Consider the following 21,214-nt stretch of genomic DNA (forward strand, 5'->3'; position numbering starts at 1 on the left):
GTCAGCGCCTCTTCAGGTAGAGATCGAACGCCCAGTAGAGGGGCTTGTTGATGGGGTAGTCCCATTCGCCGAGGTAGGCCACGGCCTCACCGCCGGTGCCCACCTTGAACTGGATCAGGCCGATCTCCGGATCATCCGCGCCCACACCCTCGACGATGCCACGCAGGTCGTAGACGGCGCAGCCGGCCGCGTTGGCGTCGCGGATCATCCGCCACTGAACCGCGTTCGAGCCGCGCACCTCGCGCTTGGCGTTGGTCGAGGCGCCGTAGGAGTACCAGGCGTGCTCCCCGACGCGGACGAACGTCGTCGCGGCCACGAGGTCGCCGTCGTGCTCGGCGAGGTAGACCCGCATGCGGTCCGCATCCTCGGCGTTCAGCGCGTCCCACATGGTCTGGAAGTAGGAGAGGTGCCGCCCGCTGAAGCCGTCGCGCTGGGCGGTCTCGAGGTAGATGCGGTGGAAGGCGGCGAGGTCGTCGCGGCTGCCCTGGCGGACGACGACGCCCTCCTTGTCGGCCTTCTTGATGTTACGCCGCCAGAGCTGGTTCATGCCCTTGAGGAGCTCGTCGTCGGTCTTCTGCGTGCCGTCGGCGTGGCGGAGGGGGAGCTGGAAGTTGAACATCGGCTGGCCGGCGGCGAAGCCGTGTCCGGACTCGTCGGTGTGCCATCCGCCGTGGATGAGCTGGTTGATCACCCGGGTGCCGACGAGGGTGGTCTCGTCCGGGGTCACCTGGGACAGCCGAGTGATCGCGTCGTCGGCGATGGCCGTCTTGATGGTGTCCGCCCGCCAGCGCCGGTGGGGGACGGCCGGCCCGATCCGCACGGCGAAGGCCCTGCTCCGCTTGGCGTAGGACACCAGCGCGCTCAGGTGCTCGGCGACGTCCGGCCGAGACCAGTCCAGCACCGGCCCCTCCGGGAGGTATGCCAGGTAGCGCTTCAGCTTGGGCAGCTGCCGGTACAGGACCAGCGCCACGCCTGTGAGCTCGCCGTCGGAGAAGAACCCGATCGACTCGCCGCGCCACTCGGGCTTCACCTTGGCCCACGCGGGCGTCTGCAGGAACGAGGCCGACCCGCGCTGCTGGACGAACGCCAGGTGCTGCTCGGCGGAGATGGGGCGACAGGTGATGCTCACCGCACCAACCTACCGCGACGGGTGCGTGTCAGCGCCTCACTGTCGCGGCAGGCGCTCGTGCACGTCCTCGGACAGCCGGACCACCGCGAAGTACAGCTCGAGCGTCATCCTGGCCAGGGCGAGGTACACGATCGCGATCAGCGGGACGCCCACGAGGGCCGCGATGATCACGCCCGGCTCGCCGCTGATGAGGGCGGAGAGCAGGAACCCGACGGCGGTCAGTCCGATGACCGCGGTCACGGCGATGTAGACGGCCTTGATGATCTTGGGGGTGATGAAGGTGTCGAAGTTGAAGTCGAACAGGGCGGCGAGGAACCCCTTGGCTGATGCCGCGACGTCGCTGCCCGCCGACGGCGGAGCTGGGGCCCACGCCTGCCCGGCCGGCGCGTAGGGCGGCGGGGGAGGGGTGCTCTGCTGCTGGTACTGGTAGCCGGGGTCCGGCGTCCACGGGGCCTGACCGGAGGGCTGGCCGCCGTAGCCGGGCCCGGGGTCGCCGTACTGCGGAGCCTGGCCGTACTGGGGCGGCTGCCCGTACGGGCCGGGCTGCGCGGACTGGTCGTAGGGGCCGGGCTGGGCGGACTGGCCGAAGGGGTCGTCGACGCGCCTGGGCTGGTCGCTGCCGCCCTGCGGGCGGGCTGCCCCGTCGCCGGTGGGAGGCTGGTACTGCGGGTACTGGTCGCTCATGGCGCAGTCCTTTCGTGGGTGGGTCCGCCGTCACTGTCGCACATCGGCGGGTCGAGGTCACGGGTCCGGCGGGCACGAATCGCCGTCGGAGGTGGGGGTCGGCGTCGGTGGTGGCGTCGAGGGCGGGTTGCGACGGCGTGTCGTGCACCACCCCTCAGCGGGTGAGGGGAGGCCGGGGGGGTGGAGGGGAGGCCGGGCGGGGCGCGGGGGCTCCGCCCGGTCGGGGAGGGGTCGGGGCGGACGCCAGGGTCGTGGCCACGGTGACCATCACGTTAGGCTCGTGGGCATGACAAACATGAACGAGAAGCCCGAAGTCGACTTTCCCGGCGGCGAGGCGCCCGCCGACCTTGAGATCACTGAGATCGTGGAGGGCGACGGCGCCGTGGCCAAGGCCGGCGACACCGCCCACGTGCACTACGTCGGCGTGGCCTTCAGCACCGGCGAGGAGTTCGACTCCTCCTGGAACCGCGGCGCCCCGCTGTCCTTCCCGCTCGGCGCGGGTCGGGTCATCCAGGGCTGGGACAAGGGCATCCAGGGCATGAAGGTGGGCGGACGGCGTCAGCTGGTCATCCCGTCGCACCTGGCCTACGGCGAGCGCGGCGCCGGCGGCGTCATCGCGCCGGGGGAGACGCTGATCTTCGTCTGCGACCTCGTCGCCCTCAACTGAGCGGCGCCGACCACCCGTCGCGAGCGTCGCTGGCTGAGGCGCCAACCGCTGGCTGAGGTGCGACGAGCCTCGAAGACCAACAAACATTCCTTGTCAGCCTACGTTTCAGCGGGTAGGGGCACCTCGGCAGCGGGTGAGCCACTACCTGCCGGCGTTCTCGTCGGGCTGGTGGATGCCGAAGACGTTGCCCTCGGTGTCCAGGTAGTAGCCCTGCCAGGCCATCCCGGTGAGCGGGTACTTCGGCATTGCGACGGTGCCTCCCGCCGCCTCGATCCTGTCGGCCGCGGCGTCGTAGTCGTCGACCTGGACGGTGATCACCGCGCCCATCACGGCGCTTCCGGCCTGCGGGTTGGCGCCCTCGCGCTGCATGATCGCCCCATGGATGCCCGGCGTGCCCTCGTCATGCGTGGTGACGCCCATGTACGGCGAGCCGGTGAAGCCCGACCAGTCCTCGGTCTTCCATCCGAAGGCGGCCACGTAGAAGGCGACGGCGCGAGGCACGTCCTCCGCGTGGATCTCGAAGTGGACGACACTGTTCATCTGCAGCCTCCATCTGAAGGACCGGTCCTGGTGAACCGGGCAATCCAGTCTTGCAGCAGGAGACGACGAGGGCCAGAGGCAACTGCCTCCGGCCCTCGTCTGGTGTTGTGGGATCAGGCGATGGTGACCTTCTCCTGCGCCTCGGCGCGGGCCGCCGTCGCGTCCTCCTTGAGGTAGGCGAAGTCCGCCGCGGTGAGCATGGGCTGGTCGATCCGCATGTTGTAGAACGAGCGCCACACCATGTAGGCGCTGGCCAGCCCGAACGTGACGGCGAGCACGGCGTTGACCGCCGGGTTGCCGATGATGATCGAGAGTTCGATCGCCAGCATGCCGAACAGCGTCGTGAACTTGATGACCGGGTTCAGGGCCACCGAGGAGGTGTCCTTGAACGGGTCGCCGACGGTGTCGCCCACGATGCTCGCATCGTGGAGATCTGTGCCCTTGGCCTGCAGGTCCACCTCGACGATCTTCTTCGCGTTGTCCCAGGCGCCGCCGGCGTTGGCCATGAAGATGGCCTGGTAGAGCCCGAAGATGGCGATCGAGATCAGGTAGCCCACGAAGAAGTACGGCTCGACGAAGGCGAACGCCAGGGTGGCGAAGAAGATGCCCAGGAAGATGTTGAACATGCCCTTCTGCGCGTACTGCGTGCAGATCTCCACCACCTTGCGCGAGGTCTCGACGGAGGCCTTGGTGGTGCCCTCGAGGTCGATGTTGGCCTTGATGAACTCCACCGCGCGGAAGGCGCCGGTGGTGACGGCCTGCATGGAGGCGCCGGTGAACCAGTAGATGATCGCCCCGCCGGAGATCAGGCCCAGCAGGAACGGCACGTGCAGCAGCGACAGGTTCTCGACGTTGGTGGTCAGGCCGGACGTCAGGCCCATGATGATGGAGAAGATCATGGTGGTGGCGCCCACCGCCGCGGTGCCGATCAGCACCGGCTTGGCCGTGGCCTTGAACGTGTTGCCGGCGCCGTCGTTGGCCTCGAGCAGGTACTTGGCACGCTCGAAGTTGGGCTTGATGCCGTAGTCGCGCTCGAGCTCCTGGTCGATGCCGGGCAGCGACTCGATCTGCGACAGCTCGTAGACGCTCTGCGCGTTGTCGGTGACCGGGCCGTAGGAGTCCACCGCGATGGTGACCGGGCCCATGCCCAGGAAGCCGAAGGCCACCAGGCCCAGGGCGAACACGCCCGGGACGAGCATGACGCCGCCCGTGATCACGCCGTCGACCATCGAGCCGGGGGTGATCAGCGTGGAGACGCCGTAGGCGCCGGACATGAGGGCCACGATGGCGATGCCCAGCCAGTAGGCGGAGAAGTTGCCGGCCACGAGCCCGGACAGGATGTCGAGCGAGGGCCCGCCCTCCTTGGCCGACTTGACGACCTCCTCGACGTGCTTGGCCCGCACGCCGGTGAAGATCTTGACCAGCTCGGGGATGACCGCGCCGGCGAGGGTGCCGAAGCTGATGATCAGCGAGAGCTTCCACCACAGGGTGGTGTCGCCGCCGACGTCGGGGATCAGCAGGGCGGACATGATGAACGTCAGGACGATGGAGACGATCGAGGTGATCCACACCAGCGAGGTGAGGGGGGTCTCGAACTCCATCTCGTCGGCGTTGCCGAACTTCGCCTTGGCCCACATGCTGTTGCCGAAGTAGGACAGCGCGGAGGCCACCAGCATGATCGCGCGGATGAAGAAGATCCAGATGAGGAAGTGGGCCTGGAGGTCCGCCTGGACGCCCAGCAGGATGAAGGTGATGAGGGCCACGCCGGTGACGCCGTAGGTCTCGAAGCCGTCCGCGGACGGGCCGACGGAGTCTCCAGCGTTGTCGCCGGTGCAGTCGGCGATGGTGCCGGGGTTGCGGGGGTCGTCCTCGCCGATCTTGAACACGATCTTCATGAGGTCCGAACCGATGTCCGCGATCTTGGTGAAGATGCCGCCGGCGATGCGCAGGGCCGACGCGCCGAGCGACTCACCGATGGCGAAGCCGAGGAAGCACGCCGTGGCGATGTCTGCCGGCACGAACATCAGGATGGCCAACATCATGATCAGCTCGGTCGAGATCAGCACCATGCCCACGCTCATGCCCGAGCGCATCGGGATGTTGTAGACGTTGAACGGCTTGCCCTCGAGGGCGGCGAACGAGGTCCGCGAGTTGGCGAAGGTGTTGAGGCGGATGCCATACCACGCGATGCCGTACGAGCCGGCCATGCCGATGATGGCGAACCCGAGCACGATGATCACGCGGCCCCAGCCGCCCGTGGTGTTGAGGAAGCCGAAGTAGACGAAGATCACGGCGCCGATGAAGGCGAACAGCAGCATGAGGAACTTGCCCTGCTGGACCAGGTAGGCCTTGCAGGTCTGGTAGATCAGCTCCGAGACGTCCCGCATCGACGAGTGCACGGGGAGGTTCTTCAGCTTCATGTAGCTGTAGATGCCGAAGGCGAAGCCGGCCAGGCAGATCAGCAGGCCGATCATCAGCATCCACCAGCCGCTGATGCTGCCGCCGAAGAAGGTCACGGCGTGCAGATCGGGCAGCGGCAGGTCGAACTCAGAGGTGTGGGTGCCGTGTTCGGCGGGCTCGGCGGGGCCGCCGGAGCAGGCGGCCAGGGCCAGGGCCATCAGGCCGAACGCGCCGTACATGGCGGCGCGCACGAGACCGCGCGGGCGGGCTGTGGGTGGGTGGGGATGCGACGGAGTCGTCACGATGTCCTCCTCGGGAGGCAGGGCACGGGCGGCCCTCCCGGTGGTTGATGGAGCTTGCATTGCGATACATGTCCTTTGAAACAGATCCACGGCGACCACGCCGTCGCGCTCATCCTACGCCCGGTAGTAGCAGCGCCCGGGCGGGGTTCGTTATTACATTTGCGCGGCGCCCGGACGCGCGGGACGACGGGCCGAAGCCCGGTCCGTGAGGCGGAGACGACGCTGGCCCGGGATCACTCCCGGGCCAGCGGCTGCGTCATGAGGCAGCGCTCTCGATCCTCTCGAGGGCTGACTCCCAGCGCCTCTCCAACTCGTCCGCGTCGGCGCTCTCCGGCAGATGCTCGTGGACGATCTCGAGCTCCGTGCGGTCACCCGTGGGGCGGATGTGCAGGTCTACGAGGGTGCGCGGAGCGCCGTCGCTGGCGTGCCAGGAGAACCGGATCTGCTCCTTGGGGTGGAAGCTGCGGGTCACGCCGTACGTGCCGTCTGCCGCACGCCAGTCCTCGCCCTTGCTGCCGAGTTGTCCTCCTTCGCCGAGTAGCGCCTCGGCTCCGTGGGGTTTCATGAGGACCTCCCACACGCTGTCCAACGGACGGGCGACCACGCGGGTCACCCGCACGCTCTTCTCTTCGGTGGTCTCCTCCATGGTGTCCATGACTGCACCTCCTGCTAGGCCGGGCAACGACTTCGGTGCCCTGGTTTGACCCAGCGTAGTACCGCCCGGGAGCCGCCGACAGGGGAGGGGGCGGATTGACTTTCGACGGCCGTGGCCCGGTTTGGGCACAGGCGGGGGCGATCACCGGATACGCTCCGATCCATCACACACGGTCTCGCTGACGAGGCCCGATTCGCGGGTCGGCGGCGTGGCTGGAGGGGGTCTCAGCAATGACTGGCAACTCGACGACCGTGACGCTCGTGGCGCCCCTGACCGGGGTGCTGGTGCCCCTGGACCAGGTGCCGGATCCGGTGTTCGCCCGCAAGATGGTGGGTGACGGCATCTCCATCGATCCGCTGGGCAACCTCCTCGTCTCGCCGGTGGCCGGTGAGGTGGTCGACGTCCAGCCGTCGGCGCACGCGATCACCGTGCGCAGCGACGAGGGCCTCGAGATCCTCATGCACATCGGCCTGGACACGGTGCGCCTCGTCGGCGAGGGTTTCTCCCCGAAGGTCAAGGCGGGCGCGCGCGTCGCCGTCGGTGATCCCCTGATCGAGTTCGATCTCGACGAGGTGGGCCGCAAGGCCAAGAGCCTCCTGACCCAGATTGTAATTACAAATACCGATGCGGTGGCCAGCATCGAGCCGGCCGGCGGGCTGGTCCGCGCGGGCGTGGATGTCGCGGCCACCGTCGTGCTGGCCGCCCCCACCGAGGACGGCGCGGCAGCCGAGGGCCCGTCGAGGACAGCGGCATCTGAGGGCGTCCTGGTGCCCAACCCCACCGGCATCCACGCGCGCCCGGCCGCGACACTCTCCGCCCTGGCCAAGACCTTCCACTCCGACGTCAGGCTCCGCCGCGGCGACGACTCGGCCAACGCCAAGTCGATCGTCTCGGTCATGGGCATGGCCGTCGGCCTGGGCGAGAAGGTGACGTTCACCGCGCATGGTCCGGACGCCGACGAGGCGGTCGCTGCGCTGGCGCAGGCGGTGCGCGACGGCCTGGGTGAGGACTGCCCGCCGCTGCCCGTGGGGGCGGAGGCTCCCGCGCGAAGGGCGGCCGACGAGCCGGAGCCCGAGCCCGAACTCGTCGGCCCGCGGTCCGGCGATTGGAACCTCCTGCTGGGCGTGTCCGCCTCTCCGGGTCTGGGCATCGGTCGCGTGGTCCAGCTCCGCCGCAAGGACATCCACGTCGACGAGGTGGCCGACGATCACCACAAGGAGCAGCGCAAGCTCAACTCCGCGATCGACCGTGCGCTGCTCGACCTGTCTGCCTTGGAGAAGCGCCTCGAGGACGAGGCCTCGGCGGACAAGGCGGCCATCTTCGCCGCGCACCAGGAGATCCTGGCGGATCCGGACCTCCTCGACCTGGCATCCAGTGCCATCGACAAGGGCAAATCGGCCCCGTTCGCGTGGCGCGGCGCGTTCACGACCTTCGCCGACCAGCTCGCCGGCCTGAGCAACGAGGTGCTGGCCGGCCGGGCGAACGACGTGCGCGACGTGGGCCAGCGCGTCCTCGAGGAGCTCACCGGCCAGCGCTCGGAGCGTGCGGAGCTGCCGGAGAACACCGTGCTCATCGCCGAGGACCTCACCCCGTCGGACACCGCCCAACTCGATCGGAGCCGCGTCGTCGGCTTCGCCACCACGAGCGGCGGCGCCTCCAGCCACGTGGCCATCATCGCCCGCTCGCTCGACATCCCGGCCGTGGCCGGCATCGAGGGCCGCGCGATGGACATCCCTGAGGGCATGCAGGTGGTGCTCGACGGCTCCGCCGGCTCCCTCCGGATGAACGTCACCGACGACGACGTGGCCCAGATCCGCGTCCGCCAGGAGCGGTTGGCGTCGCGGAAAGCCGAGGAGGAGGCCGCGAAGGACGAACCCGCGGTCACCCCGGACGGGCATCGCGTGCACGTGGTGGCCAACATCGGCGGTGTCGAGGACGCCGAGCGCGCCATGACCAAGGGCGCAGAGGGCGTGGGGCTCCTGCGCAGCGAGTTCGTGTTCATGGGCCGCACCACCGCCCCCACCGAGGCGGAACAGGCCGAGGTCTACGCCTCCTGCTCGCGCGCGCTGGCGCCCGGCCAGCCGCTGGTCATCCGCACCCTCGACGTGGGCGGCGACAAGCCACTGGCCTACCTGCCCATCCCGGCCGAGGAGAACCCGTTCCTCGGGATCCGCGGCGTACGCGTGGGCCTGGAGCAGCCGGAGGTGCTGCGCACGCAGATCCGGGCCATCCTGGACGCCGCCGACGCGGGCGCCAGGCTGCACGTGATGTTCCCGATGATCGCCACCATCGACGACTGGCGGCGCACCAAGGCCATCTTCGACGAGGAGCGCGCGGCCCACGCACCGGACGCGGACGTCGTCGTGGGCATCATGATGGAGGTCCCCTCGGTGGCCGTCATGGCGAAGCAGTTCGCGGCCGAGGAGGGCTGCGACTTCTTCAGCGTGGGCACCAACGACCTCACCAGCTATACCCTCGCCATGGATCGGGGCCACCCCAAGCTCGCGGCCCAGGTGGACCCGTGCAACCCCGCCATCCTCACCCTCATCGGGGGAGCGGCCGAGGCGCTGCACGCCCACGGGAAGTGGCTCGGTGTGTGCGGCGGCGTCGCGTCGGACCCGCAGGCGGTGCCCATCCTCGTCGGGCTCGGGGTGGATGAGCTGAGCTGCTCCATCCCCGCCATCCCCGCCGTCAAGGCGATGGTCCGCCGCTTCGACCTGGCCACGTGCCGCGAGCTGGCCGCCCGCGCGGTGGCCTGCTCCACCCCGCAAGAGGTCCGGGCACTCGTGCCCATGGACGAGAACTGAGAGGGAACCGGACATGAGCACAGCACAGGACATCGTCCAGACACTCGGCGGGGCGGGCAACATCGCCGGCCTCAGCCACTGCGCCACCCGTCTCCGGTTTCAGCTGAGGGATGCCTCCGGGGTCGACGTGGCCGCCGTCGAGTCCATCAAGGGCGTCATGGGCGCCGTGCCCCAGTCGGGCGAGCGGTTCCAGGTGATCATCGGCGGCGCGGTGCAGACGGTGTACAACGAGATCAACGCCCTGCCCGAGATGTCCAACCAGAAGCCGCTGAGCGACGAGGAGCTCAAGGCGGCCGCCCGCGCGGGTGGGGTGAGGGGCCGGTTCGAATGGATCGACTCCTTCTTCGAGTTCCTCTCCGACTCCTTCCGTCCCATCCTGGGCGCGCTGCTGGGCGCCTCGCTGTTCATCACGTTCATGTCGCTGATGAGCACCCTGGGCGTGATCGGGAACTGGGCCGATCCGCGCGTGACGCTCCCGCCGTCGTGGCAGTTCATGAACCTGCTGTGGCAGTCGGTGTTCGTATTCCTGCCGCTGATGGTGGCCTACAACGCCTCCAAGAAGCTGGGCGCGGACCCATGGGTGGGGTTCTCGATCATGGGCCTGGTCATGCTCCCGGGCTTCACCGCCCTGGGCGGCATCGAGGAGGCCTACACGGCGATGATCGCGGGCAGCGAGGTGACGCTCGTCGACATCTTCGGTGTCCCGCTGACCATCTTCAACTACTCGTCGCAGGTCTTCCCGCCGCTGCTGATGGCAGGGGTGCTGGGTCCGCTCTACAAGCTGCTGAAGAAGATCATCCCGGAGAATCTGCACCTGATCTTCGTGCCGTTCCTCGCCATGCTGGTCATGCTGCCGTTGACGGCCTTCCTCATCGGCCCGATCGGCGTCTACGCCGGTGCCGGCCTGGCCTCGGTGCTGGAGTCCATCAACGGCTTCTCGCCGTTCATCTTCGCAATCGTCGTCCCGTTGGCCTACCCGTTCATGGTGCCGCTGGGCCTGCATTGGCCGATCAACGCCATCATGCTGCTCAACATCTCGCAGAACGGGTTCGACTACATCCAGGGCCCCATGGGCGCGTGGAACTTCGCCTGCTTCGGCGCCACCGCGGGTGTGCTGTTCCTGGCGTGGCGTGAGCGCGACGTCCAGATGCGGCAGACGGCTTCGGGCGCGCTGGCCGCGGGCCTTCTCGGCGGCATCTCCGAGCCGAGCCTCTACGGCATCCACCTGAGGTTCAAGAAGATCTATCCCCGCCTCCTGGCCGGCTGCCTCGTCGGCGGCGTCATCATCGGCTTCGGCGGCGGTCTGAAGACCAGCGCGTTCGTGTTCACGTCGCTGCTGACCATCCCCGCCTTCGACAACATCGCCCTGTACGCCCTGGCCATCGCGGCGGCGTTCTTCACCTCGATGCTGCTGGTGGTCTTCACCGACTACCGCACCCCCGAGCAGAAGGCCGCCGCGCGTCGTGGCGGCGTGGACGCCGTCGCGGAGCCCACGCCGGAGCCCCGGGTCATCGTCGTCGACGACGTCCAGGTCAACCAGGCCCGCCAGTGGGTGACGGCCCTCGGTGGCGAGGAGAACATCGACGGCGTGGAGTGGATCGCGGAGACCCGCGTGCGGGTCGGGGTGAAGGACGACTCGCTGGTGGACGTCGAGGCGCTCCAACGCGCCGGTGTCGCGGGCGCGGTGCAGGTGGCGCCGAACGCGTGGCACCTCGTCGCCGGCCTAGAGGCGGAGCAATACGCCGAGGGCATGCGCCGACGGGTCGCCTCCGCCTGAGTCAGCGCCCCCGCCCCTCTGGATGGCTGAGGTGCCGCGAAGCGGCGTCGCCTTCCGCTGGCTGAGGTGCCGCGAAGCCGCGTCGCCCTCCGCTGGCTGAGGTGCCGCGTAGCGGCCTCGAAGCCTAAGAAGCGTGAGTTGACTAGCGACTTGGCCCAGTTGTGCGTGCAGTTCCTGTGGTCGGGGGCTGTGGTCGGGTTTGGCGGGGTGTGGTGGGGGCCGGGCCTACAGCCCCCGCCGCCCTGCTCGGCAGTGAGGGGTGTGCACGACACGCCGTCGCGATCGGTGGTCGGGTGCGTAGAGGGCACCGAAGGCGTCTTCGTGCGGTGTTTCGTGCTCGTGGGTCGCGGCCCGCGTCCCCACCACCCGCCGCCCTGCTGAGCGACCGGGGGTCATAGAGTGTGGGCCATGTCAGCAGAGCCGCTGGAAATCCACATCATCGCCGACTCGACGGGGGAGACGGCCGCGCGGATCGCGCGCGCCGCCATCACCCAGTTCCCCAGCCGCGAGTTCACCATCGTCCGGCACCGGAAGATCAACAAGACGGCCGCCCTGCTGCGCGCGCTGGAGGCCGTCCGCGACAGCGCGCCGGCCGCCGCTGTCTTCTTCACCCTCGTCAACGAGGAGCTGGCGGACCTGGTGCGCAACTTCTGCCGCGACGCCGACCTCCCCTACGCCGACCTCATGACCGACGCGATGCATGCGCTGGAGCGGATCACCGGCATCGAGGCGGACCAGGTGCCGATGCGTCCCCCCGGGGTGGAGGCCGAGTACTTCGTGCGGATGGCGGCCATCGACTTCGCCGTGCGGATGGACGACGGCTCGCTGCCGGCCGCGCTGCGCGAGTGCGACATCTGCCTGGTGGGCCCCTCCCGCTCGGGCAAGACCCCGCTGTCGATCTACCTCGGATACATGGGCTACAAGGCGGTCAACGTGCCGCTGGTGCCCGGGATCGACCCGCCGAAGGAGCTGTTCGAGCTGGACCGGTGGCGGATCGTCGGGCTCACGATGGACGCGGAGCGGCTGCTGAAGATCCGCGGCCAGCGGGTGCGCGGCATGGGCGGCTTCGGGACCAAGGACGGCTACGCGGACCTGGTCAGGATCTACGACGAGCTCGACGAGATCGGCAAGGTGCAGAAGCGCCTCGGCTGCCCCATCGTCGACACCACCGGGGTGGCCATCGAGGAGGCGGCGTCGCGCATCATCGAGATGGTCGACGAGCGGGCCAAGAAGGTGGGCTCGCGGCTTCGGCGGCCGCCGGGCATCGTCCGCCCCGGCACGCCCTGGTCCCCCTGACGGTCCCCGGCGCGAAGAACTTCACCCCTAGCCCGCGTCGCTTAGGTGTCGGGTCTAGGCTGGGCGACGGTTGGGGACATCGAGGTCCCCAGGGTTGTCAAAGGAGATTTCCCCAGCATGAGCGAGGATCGTTACATCTATGACCTGTCGGAGGGCGACGCGACGATGCGGAACCTTCTCGGCGGTAAGGGCGCCGGCGTCGCGGAGATGAACCGCGTGGGCGTTCCCGTCCCGGACGCGTTCACCGTCACCACCACGGCGTGTGTCCAGACCATGAAGCGCAAGGGCGAGTGGCCTGAGGGTCTGGCGGACCAGATCGCGGCGGGCCTTGCCCGCCTGGAGGAGCGCACCGGCCGCACGCTCGGCGGCAGCGAGAAGCCGCTGCTCGTCTCCGTCCGCTCGGGCGCCGTCCACTCCATGCCCGGCATGATGGACACCATCCTCAACCTCGGCATCTCCGACGAGTCCGTCGCGGCCGTGGCGGAGGAGTCCGGCAACGAGCGCTTCGCGTGGGACTGTTACCGCCGCTTCATCCAGATGTACGGCGAGGTGGTCGAGAACATTCCCGGCCACTACTACGAGGACGCGCTCACCGCGCTCAAGCACCAGCGCGGCGTGGACCAGGACACGGACCTGTCCGCCGAGGACCTCAAGGGCCTGGTCCAGACCTTCAAGGACATCTCGAACGAGCAGCTGGGCGGTGAGTGGACTTCAGATCCCGTCGAGCAACTCAACCGGGCCATCGACGCAGTGTTCAAGTCCTGGCTCAACCCGCGCGCCGAGGTGTACCGCCGCGCCAACAACATCCCGGCAGACCTCGGCACGGCCGTCAACATCATGCAGATGGTGTTCGGCAACCGCGGCGACACCTCCGCGACCGGCGTGTGCTTCACCCGCAACCCGTCGACGGGCGAGAAGTCGCTGTACGGCGAGTTCCTGGTCAACGCGCAGGGCGAGGACGTGGTGGCCGGCATCCGGACGCCGCGGCCGCTGGGCGAGATGCGCGACGTGCTTCCCCAGGCCTACGACGAGCTGATCGCCACCATGCACAAGATGGAGCAGCACTACCGCGACATGCAGGACATGGAGTTCACCGTCGAGAACGGCAAGCTCTACCTGCTGCAGACCCGCAACGGCAAGCGCACCGCCGCCGCCGCGCTCAAGGTGGCCTCGGACCTCGTCGACGAGGGCCTGATCACCAAGGAGCAGGCTCTGCTGCGCATCGAGCCGGGCCAGCTGGACCAGCTCCTGCACCCCGCCATCGACCCGTCGCACGGCAAGGACGCCATCGCGCAGGGCCTCCCGGCCTCGCCCGGCGCCGCCGTCGGCGAGGTGGTCTTCGACGCCGACACGGCCGCGGAGCGTGGGGGTCGCGGCGAGCCCGTGGTCCTGGTCCGCTTCGAGACCACGCCCGACGACATCCACGGCGTGATCGTGTGCCAGGGCATCCTCACCGCCCACGGCGGCATGACCTCGCACGCGGCCGTGGTGGCCCGCGGCATGGGCAAGCCCTGCGTGGCGGGCGCCCAGGGGATCAAGATCGATCCCGTGGGCAAGACGCTCACCATCGGGGACCGGGTGATCGCCGAGGGCGAGATCATCACGCTCGACGGCACCGAGGGCCTCGTCTACGGCGAGGGCCTGGAGCTCATCCCGCCGCAGATCAACGAAGACTTCTCCCGTGTGGTGGAGTGGGCCGACGAGGTGCGCCGCCTCGGCGTCCGCGCCAACGCCGACAACTTCGAGGACGCCTCCAAGGCGCGCGAGCTGGGCGCCGAGGGCATCGGGCTGTGCCGCACCGAGCACATGTTCATGGCTCAGGACCGCCTGCCCGCGGTGCGCAAGATGATCCTGGCCGAGGGCCCGGAGCAGCGCGCGGCCGCGCTCGCCGAGATCCTGCCCATGCAGCAGGTGGACTTCGAGGGCATCTTCACGGCAATGAAGGGCCTCCCCGTCACGGTCCGGCTCCTCGATCCGCCGCTGCACGAGTTCCTGCCCAACCTCGTCGAGCAGTCGCTGCTCGTCCAGCGGCTCGAGCTCCAGGGCGGGGACGCCGAGGAGTTGGCGGACGCGAAGGCGACGCTGGCCCAGGTGAAGCGCCTGCACGAGCTGAACCCGATGCTCGGCACCCGTGGCTGCCGTCTGGCCATGCTGTACCCGGAGATCCCGGACATGCAGGCCCGCGCCATCGTCCGCGCCGCGCTTGCGGTGCTGGACCGTGAGGGCGAGACCGTGGGCGTCGAGATCATGATCCCGCTGGTGGCGCTGACGCAGGAGCTGGACACCCAGCGGGCCATCGTCGTGGCGGCTGTCGAGGACGAGCTGGCCAAGGCCGGCCGGGAGCTGGACTACACCGTCGGCACGATGATCGAGCTGCCCCGCGCGGCGCTGGTGGCGGACAAGATCGCCGAGCATGCCGACTTCTTCTCGTTCGGCACCAACGACCTCACCCAGACCACCATCGGCATCTCCCGCGATGACGCCGAGAACGGCTTCCTCACGCAGTACGTGATGGACCGGGTGCTGGAGCGCAATCCCTTCGAGACCATCGACGTCGAGGGCGTCGGTCAGCTCGTGGCGATGGGCGTGGAGAAGGGCCGCTCGGTGAAGCCCACGCTGAAGACCGGCGTCTGTGGCGAGCACGGCGGTGACCCGGACTCGGTGGAGTTCTTCAACTCCGTGGGGCTCAACTACGTGAGCTGCTCGCCGTTCCGCGTGCCGATCGCCCGCTTCGCGGCGGCCAAGGCGGTTTTGAAGCAGCGCTGAGAGGCGTAGGGGGACGGGGCCCGGGTCGGACATCGACCCGGGCCCCGTCCTGTCCGGACCGCCGGACTTCAGGTGGTGGGGGAAGGCGCAAGCGCGGTGGATCTGCGCGGCGGCGCTGGGTCGCCGTCTCCGCGCGTCCGGGTCTCGTCGAGGAGCTCGCGGAGCGGCTTGACCAGATGCAGGTCCAGGAAGTGCTCCACCCCGTCGGCCACGTTCACGTCATTGACCTTCAGCAGCCACTGGATCTGGAGCCCGTCCCAGAGTGCGAACATCTGGGAGGCCACCTTCACCGGGTCCACGCCCGGCCGCAGGTGGCCCGCATCCCTGGCCACCGTCAGGGACTCCACCGCGATCTCGGTGACCCACTCGTAGCGGCGCCTCATGTAGGAGTTGGCCGGGTGCTCCGGCCTGGTCGCCTCGGCCGACAGGACCGCGAACAGCTCGATCTCGCCTGGCTTGAAGGCGCTCTCGCGCGCGTACTCGACCAGCGACCCCAGCACCTCGATGCCCGTCGACCTCCCGATGGACAGCTCGTTGGCGCCCTCGTCGCGCCGCTCGATCACCGCCGACAGCAGGGCCACCTTGTTGGGGAAGTGGTGGAGCAGCCCCGCCTGGCTGATGCCGGCCAGAGCCGCCACCTCCCGCAGCGATCCGGCGTCGTAGCCCTGCGTGCCGAAGACCTCGAGAGCGGCGTCGAGGATCCGGGCGCGGGTGACCGCGGTCTTGCGGTAGTTGCCCCTCGGACCGTTGGGCATCTCATCCGGGAGGATCGGCGAAAGCGTCATGGCAACCCCCTTTGGTCGCGATCTCAAACAATTGTAACGACTTCATATCAAAACCTACCACTCGCTCGGTTTTCTTGCTAGAGTTCCCTCACGAGGTCGCAGCAAGGGTGCGGCGGCCATAGTGTTGAAGGGACCAAAGATGATCCGTAGGGACTTCCTCAGGCTCGGCGCCGCCTCGTTCGCGGTTGCCGCATTGGGAATCACCACAGCCTGCTCGGACGACGCCGGTAACGGCTCCACCCAGTCCGGCGGGGCCACCCCCAGCGGTGGCGGCACCGGCGGGGGCGAGCTCGTGATGGGCCTCATCACCGCGCCGATGTCGTTCGACCCCTCCGTCGCGGAGTGGGGCAACCGCCTCCCCTACTACCAGGCCGTGTACGACACCCTGCTGGTCGCCACCCCGGAGAACACCATCGATCCCTGGCTCGCCACGGCGTTCGAGTACGACGAGGCCCAGACCACCCTCACCCTGACCCTGCGCGACGATGTGACCTTCTCCGACGGCGAGAAGCTCAACGCCGAGGCGGTCGCCGTGAGCATGAACCGCTTCAAGACCGGCACCGGCCCCGACGCCGGCTACATGGCCAACGTCGACACCATCACGGCCGACGGCGAGTCCACCGTCGTCGTGACCTTCACCGCGCCCGATCCCGCGTTCCTCAACTACCTCACCCGCACCGCCGGCCTCGTGGCCAGCCCCGCCGCTGTGGGCAACGCCGACCTGCCGACCAACCCCGTCGGCTCCGGCCCCTACACCCTCGACGTCGCCAACACGGTCACCAACACCAGCTACACCTTCGTCAAGCGCGACGGCTACTGGAACCCCGACGTGCAGCACTACGACACCATCGTCATGCGCGTCTTCCAGGACACCACCGCCATGCTCAACGCGCTGCGCGCCGGCGAGATCAACTACGGCAAGCTCTCCTCCGCCGAGACCTTCCCGGAGGCCGAGGGCGCCGGATGGACGCTCAACAAGAACGAGCTCGACTTCCAGGGCCTCCTCCTGCTCGACCGCGGCGGCAAGCAGACCCCTGAACTGGCAGACGTCCGCGTCCGCCAGGCCATCAACCACGTCTTCGACCGCCCCGCGATGCTGCAGGCCGTCGCCCTGGGCTACGGCACCGTCACCGCGCAGGTGTTCCCGCCCACGTCGGCCGCCTACGACGAGGCCCTCGACGAGCGTTACCCCTTCGACGTCGAGAAGGCCAAGCAGCTCATGAAGGACGCCGGCTACGAGGCGGGCTTCTCCATGGACATGCCCAGCTCGCCCATCCTGGGCAGCACCGTCTACGCGCTCATCGCCCAGCAGCTGTCCGAGCTCAACATCACCGTCAACGACGTGCAGCCCGGCCAGAACTTCATCGCCGACCTCCTGGCGCCGAAGTTCTCCGCCTGTTTCATGGCGCTCGAGCAGAACCCGGACTGGCAGCTCACCCAGTTCATGATCGCCGAGACCGCCGTGTTCAACCCGTTCAAGTACGCCGACCCCAAGGTCACCGCGATCCTGGACGAGTACCGCACCGCCGACGACGCCCGCCGCGAGGCGCTCATCAAGGAGCTCAACGCCCACATCGTCGAGGAGGCCTGGTTCGCGCCGTTCTACCGCGTGACGGGAGTGGTGGCCACCGATCCGGAGACCACGGTGAAGATGCTCCCCACCAACACCATCCCCAACCTCTACGACACCAAGCCCGCCTGATCGGAAACTGGGACAGATGCTGCGTTTCATCGGACGCAGGCTGATCGCCGGGGTGGTGCTGGTGTTCGCCATCACCACCCTGGCCTTCCTCCTGCTGTATCTCGGCGGCGGCGACATCGCGCGCCGCCTCGTCGGGCAGACCGCCACCCAGGAACAGGTGGCGGCAAAGGCGGCCGAGCTGGGCCTCGACCGCCCCCTCTGGGAGCAGTACGTCACCTGGCTCGGCAACGCCGTCACGGGTGACTTCGGACGCTCCTGGTTCTCCGGGCAGCTCGTGATCGACGGCGTCACCAGCCGCCTGATGGTCACCCTCTCGCTGGTCATCGGCGCCACCCTCATCACGGCTGTGGTCGCGGTGATCCTCGGCGTCCTGGCCGCGCTGTCCGGCGGATGGGTGGATCGCGGCATCCAGTTCCTCACCGTGCTCGGCATGGCCGTTCCCGGCTTCCTCATCGCGGTGGGCCTCGTGTTCGTGTTCGCCATCGAACTCGGCTGGTTCAACGCCACAGGATTCAGTCCCCTGCGGGAAGGCTTCGGGCCGTGGGCCCGGTCGGTGGCGCTGCCCATCACGGCGCTGGCCATCGGCGGCTCGTCCTCGGTGGCCCAGCAGATCCGAGGCTCCGTCGTCGACGCGCTGCAGAAGGACTACGTCCGTACGCTCCGCTCCAGAGGCCTCGACACCCGCAGCGTGGTCTTCAAGCACGTGCTGCGCAACTCGCTGAGCCCCGCCCTGGCGGTCCTCAACGTCCAGTTCATCGGCATGCTCGGCGGTGCGGTCATCGTGGAGCAGGTGTTCCAGATGCCGGGCCTCGGCCAGCTCTCCGTCGGCGCCACGACCCAGGGCGACATCCCCATGGTCATGGGGCTGGTGGTGGCCACGGCCATCATCGTCATCATCGTCAACCTGGTCATCGACATCGCACAAGGCCTGCTGAACCCGAAGGTGAGACTCGGATGAGCCAAGAAGCACCACTCCAGATCCCCGTGGCCGCGCCGGCCGCGAAGAAGTCCGGCGTCCTGCGGCGAGTGTTCCGCAACCCCGTGGCCGTCGTGGCCATCGGCTTCCTCACCCTCGTCGGCCTCGCCGCCGTCTTCGGGCCCCTGCTGGCCCCCCTCGACGGCAACAAGGCAGACGCCTACAAGATCCTGGCCCCCGCCGGCGACGGCTCGCTGCTGGGCTTCGACGGCGCCGGCCGCGACATCTTCTCCCGGCTCCTGTCCGCCACCCAGATCTCCATCTCCGCGGCGCTCGTCGCGTTGATCGTGGCCCTGCTCATCGGCGTCACCGCGGGCCTCCTGGCCGGCTACTACAAGGGCTGGCTGGACACCACGTTCACCTGGGTCACCTCGCTGACCATGGCGCTGCCGGGCATCATCGTCCTGCTGGCCGCCCGCGCCGTCGTCGGGCCGTCGGTGTACTGGTCCATGGTCATCTTCGGCCTCCTCATGAGCCCGTCGTTCTACCGCCTGGTGTACGCCTCGGTGAGCGCGGTGCGTGAGGAGCTCTACGTCGACGCGGCCCGCGTGGCCGGCCTGTCCGACGCGCGCATCATGAGCCGGCACATCCTCGGCGTCGTCCGTGCGCCGATCATCATCCAGGCCTCGATGATCATGGCCATCGCCATCGCCATCCAGTCCGGCCTCGAGTTCCTCGGCATCGGCGACCCGCAGACCCCCACCTGGGGCTCGATGCTCAAGGACGGGTTCGAGGTCATGTACCGCCAGCCCATCAACATGCTCTGGCCCTCCCTGGCCATCGGCCTCACCACCATCTCGCTGACCCTCCTGGCCAACGCCATGCGCGACGCCCTGGAGCGCACCGCGACGGCGGGCCGGAAGAAGCGCAAGCCGTCGGCGCTCGCGGACAGGCCGGCCAACCCGGCCACGCTGCGCCACGACGACGACGCCCGCACCGCCGAGCGCACTGGGGAGGTGCTGCTGGAGGTCAAGGACCTGCGGGTGGGCTACGACCAGCCCAACGGCAGCGTCATCGAGGTGGTCCACGGCGTGGACCTCACCATCAAGCGCGGCGAGGTGCACGGCCTGATCGGCGAGTCCGGCTCCGGCAAGACCCAGACCTCCTTCGCGGTCCTGGGGCTCCTGCCCACCGGCGGCCGGGTCCTCGGCGGATCCATCGTCTTCGAGGGCACGGACCTGGTCTCGGGCACCACCCGCGGGCATGCCGCGGTCCGTGGCAAGAAGATCGCCTACATCCCGCAGGAGCCGATGAGCAACCTGGACCCGATGTTCACCATCGGCAGCCAGCTGGTCGAGCCGCTCCGCAAGACCCAGGGCCTGGACAAGCAGGCCGCCAAGGCGCGGGCGCTCGCACTGCTGGAGCGGGTGGGCATCCCCGAGCCGGAGCGCACGTTCAACGCGTACCCGCACCAGGTCTCCGGCGGCATGGCGCAGCGCGTCCTCATCGCGGGCGCGGTGTCCTCGGACCCGGACCTGCTCATCGCCGACGAGCCCACCACGGCGCTCGACGTCACCATCCAGGCCGAGGTGCTGGACCTCATCCGGGACCTGCAGAGCGAGTTCCACATGGCCGTTCTCCTGGTCACGCACAACTTCGGCGTGGTGGCCGACCTCTGTGACCGCGTCTCGGTGATGAAGGAGGGTCTGATCGTGGAGACCGGGCCCGTCCGTTCCATCTTCAAGGCCCCAAAGCACGACTACACCCGCTCCCTCCTCGACGCCATGCTCGACGAGGACGGCCCCGTCCGCCCGCCGCTCGTCCAAGGAGGCGTCTCATGAGCCGGCCACTGCTGGAGGTCAAGGACCTCGACGTCATCTACCCCGGTGGCGGCGGCCGGAAGCCGTTCCACGCCCTGAAGTCCGTCTCCCTCGACATCATGCCGGGCGAGACGGTGGGGCTCGTGGGTGAGTCGGGTTCGGGCAAGACCACGCTCGGCCGTGCCGTCCTCGGGCTCGCCCCGGTGAGCGGCGGGTCGATCACCTTCGACGGCCAGGACATCTCGCACCTGCACCGTCGGGAGCGCAGGAAGCTGGCCAAGGACATCCAGGTGGTGTTCCAGGACCCGTACTCCTCGCTCAACCCGTCGATGACGATCGAGCAGATCCTCGCCGAGCCACTCACCGCCAACGGTGTGGAGGGCAAGGCTGCCCGCGCCCGGGTCAAGGACCTGCTGGACAAGGTCCACATGCCCACCGACGCCGGCAGCCGGCTCCCCAAGGAGTTCTCCGGCGGCCAGCGGCAGCGCATCGCCATCGCCCGGGCCCTGGCGCTGGACCCGAAGCTGATCGTGGCCGACGAGGCCGTCTCCGCCCTCGACCTGTCCACGCAGGCCCGCGTCCTGGACCTCTTCGTCGAGATCCAGGAGGCCACCGGCGTGGCGCTGCTCTTCGTCACGCACGACCTCGCGGTGGTGCGGCACGTCAGCCACCGCGTGGCCGTGCTGTACCGCGGCGAGATCGTCGAGTCCGGCCTGGTCGACGCGGTCACCAAGCACCCCGAGCACCCCTACACCCAGCGGCTGTTCATGGCCGCCCCGGTGCCGGACCCGGACCGCCAGGAGGCGCGCCGCGCGCAGCGCCTGCGGATGCTCGCCGAGCAGGCCGAGATGAAGCAGCAGGCCGGCGCCGGCCTGGAGCTCGACGCGCTCTGAGCGTCACCCTGTCGGGGGGGGGGAGAAAGACGAGGCCCCCAACCCCCCAACCCCACACACAAAACCACCAAAAAA

At 68.9% G+C, this 21,214-nt stretch carries 15 protein-coding genes; 9 read left to right on the forward strand and 6 right to left on the reverse strand.

Annotation, left to right across the window (positions count from 1 at the left end; all coding sequences use genetic code 11):
• Nucleotide 1: 1 nt before the first annotated feature.
• The gene (locus tag ACZK5D_RS12870) at nucleotides 2-1,129 is read right to left on the reverse strand and encodes a lipid II:glycine glycyltransferase FemX (RefSeq protein WP_458995778.1); all 1,128 of its coding nucleotides are present in this window, start codon (nucleotides 1,127-1,129) and stop codon (nucleotides 2-4) included.
• A gap of 36 nt (nucleotides 1,130-1,165) precedes the next feature.
• Complete coding sequence (locus tag ACZK5D_RS12875) at nucleotides 1,166-1,813, reverse strand: DUF4282 domain-containing protein (protein ID WP_463665571.1); 648 nt, start codon at nucleotides 1,811-1,813, stop codon at nucleotides 1,166-1,168.
• A 295-nt stretch (nucleotides 1,814-2,108) separates the two neighbouring features.
• On the opposite strand from ACZK5D_RS12875, the gene ACZK5D_RS12880 reads away from it, so the two are divergent.
• Entirely contained in the window at nucleotides 2,109-2,480 is a 372-nt protein-coding gene (locus ACZK5D_RS12880; RefSeq protein WP_463665610.1) for an FKBP-type peptidyl-prolyl cis-trans isomerase, read from the forward strand.
• 141 nt (nucleotides 2,481-2,621) lie between these two features.
• Here the strand turns inward: ACZK5D_RS12880 and ACZK5D_RS12885 are convergent, their stop codons facing one another.
• From ACZK5D_RS12885 to ACZK5D_RS12895, 3 genes are all read right to left on the reverse strand, one after another.
• On the reverse strand, nucleotides 2,622-3,020 hold the full coding sequence (locus tag ACZK5D_RS12885; RefSeq protein WP_458995780.1) for a VOC family protein: 399 nt from the start codon (nucleotides 3,018-3,020) through the stop codon (nucleotides 2,622-2,624).
• 113 nt (nucleotides 3,021-3,133) lie between these two features.
• Complete coding sequence (locus ACZK5D_RS12890; RefSeq protein WP_458996481.1) at nucleotides 3,134-5,659, reverse strand: sodium-translocating pyrophosphatase; 2,526 nt, start codon at nucleotides 5,657-5,659, stop codon at nucleotides 3,134-3,136.
• 319 nt (nucleotides 5,660-5,978) lie between these two features.
• Entirely contained in the window at nucleotides 5,979-6,377 is a 399-nt protein-coding gene (locus tag ACZK5D_RS12895; protein ID WP_458995781.1) for an SRPBCC family protein, read from the reverse strand.
• A 230-nt stretch (nucleotides 6,378-6,607) separates the two neighbouring features.
• On the opposite strand from ACZK5D_RS12895, the gene ptsP reads away from it, so the two are divergent.
• From ptsP to ppdK, 4 genes are all read left to right on the forward strand, one after another.
• Nucleotides 6,608-9,184 carry a phosphoenolpyruvate--protein phosphotransferase gene (gene ptsP / locus ACZK5D_RS12900; RefSeq protein WP_463665572.1) on the forward strand — a complete coding sequence of 859 codons (2,577 nt, stop codon included), beginning with the start codon at nucleotides 6,608-6,610 and terminating at the stop codon, nucleotides 9,182-9,184.
• A 13-nt stretch (nucleotides 9,185-9,197) separates the two neighbouring features.
• Nucleotides 9,198-10,961, forward strand: a complete 1,764-nt coding sequence (locus tag ACZK5D_RS12905) for a PTS transporter subunit EIIC (protein ID WP_463665573.1) — start codon at nucleotides 9,198-9,200, stop codon at nucleotides 10,959-10,961.
• A 408-nt stretch (nucleotides 10,962-11,369) separates the two neighbouring features.
• Nucleotides 11,370-12,257 (forward strand): pyruvate, water dikinase regulatory protein, encoded by an 888-nt coding sequence (locus tag ACZK5D_RS12910; RefSeq protein WP_458995784.1) that lies wholly within the window; start codon nucleotides 11,370-11,372, stop codon nucleotides 12,255-12,257.
• A gap of 117 nt (nucleotides 12,258-12,374) precedes the next feature.
• Nucleotides 12,375-15,023 carry a pyruvate, phosphate dikinase gene (gene ppdK / locus ACZK5D_RS12915; RefSeq protein ID WP_463665574.1) on the forward strand — a complete coding sequence of 883 codons (2,649 nt, stop codon included), beginning with the start codon at nucleotides 12,375-12,377 and terminating at the stop codon, nucleotides 15,021-15,023.
• Nucleotides 15,024-15,091: 68 nt separating this feature from the next.
• Here ppdK and ACZK5D_RS12920 read toward each other — a convergent pair whose 3' ends face one another.
• The gene (locus tag ACZK5D_RS12920; RefSeq protein WP_463665575.1) at nucleotides 15,092-15,808 is read right to left on the reverse strand and encodes a TetR/AcrR family transcriptional regulator; all 717 of its coding nucleotides are present in this window, start codon (nucleotides 15,806-15,808) and stop codon (nucleotides 15,092-15,094) included.
• Between the two features lie 139 nt (nucleotides 15,809-15,947).
• Here ACZK5D_RS12920 and ACZK5D_RS12925 point away from each other — a divergent pair, with 139 nt between their 5' ends.
• From ACZK5D_RS12925 to ACZK5D_RS12940, 4 genes are read left to right on the forward strand one after another with little or no spacing between them, the layout of a single operon-like run.
• The gene (locus tag ACZK5D_RS12925) at nucleotides 15,948-17,510 is read left to right on the forward strand and encodes an ABC transporter substrate-binding protein (protein WP_458995787.1); all 1,563 of its coding nucleotides are present in this window, start codon (nucleotides 15,948-15,950) and stop codon (nucleotides 17,508-17,510) included.
• Nucleotides 17,511-17,526: 16 nt separating this feature from the next.
• Nucleotides 17,527-18,468 carry an ABC transporter permease gene (locus tag ACZK5D_RS12930; RefSeq protein WP_458995788.1) on the forward strand — a complete coding sequence of 314 codons (942 nt, stop codon included), beginning with the start codon at nucleotides 17,527-17,529 and terminating at the stop codon, nucleotides 18,466-18,468.
• Complete coding sequence (locus ACZK5D_RS12935) at nucleotides 18,465-20,267, forward strand: dipeptide/oligopeptide/nickel ABC transporter permease/ATP-binding protein (protein WP_458995789.1); 1,803 nt, start codon at nucleotides 18,465-18,467, stop codon at nucleotides 20,265-20,267. Before ACZK5D_RS12930 ends, ACZK5D_RS12935 begins: the two co-directional genes overlap by 4 nt.
• Complete coding sequence (locus ACZK5D_RS12940) at nucleotides 20,264-21,139, forward strand: ATP-binding cassette domain-containing protein (protein ID WP_458995790.1); 876 nt, start codon at nucleotides 20,264-20,266, stop codon at nucleotides 21,137-21,139. Before ACZK5D_RS12935 ends, ACZK5D_RS12940 begins: the two co-directional genes overlap by 4 nt.
• The last annotated feature ends 75 nt before the right edge of the window (nucleotides 21,140-21,214 follow it).

The organism is Tessaracoccus yangjingae, from assembly GCF_055326235.1.